Below are 230 nucleotides of genomic sequence, written 5' to 3' on the forward strand. Positions count from 1 at the left end.
GACCACGATCGTCGTGCCGTCATCTGCCGGCTGCGAGCGCTCCAGATCAGCGACGTAGTCGTAGGAGCCGGAGAAGTCAGTCGACGTCGGCAGGTACTGGGGCAGGTCAGCGAGCGTCACGTTGTAGACCCGCTTGCCACCCTCGACGGAGTACTCCATGTCGGGCGTGATCGCCACGCCGTCCGCCTTGGAAACCCAGTAGCGGTTGATCGTGCCGTGAGCGCCACGCT

Annotated in this window: 1 pseudogene; it reads right to left on the reverse strand. The window is 64.8% G+C overall.

Annotated elements, in window-relative coordinates:
- Nucleotides 1-230 (reverse strand): annotated as a pseudogene (locus QP415_RS13190) (pectate lyase); the annotation flags it as partial.

This window comes from Pauljensenia sp. UMB3104 (genome assembly GCF_030217285.1).
GTDB lineage: Bacteria > Actinomycetota > Actinomycetes > Actinomycetales > Actinomycetaceae > Pauljensenia.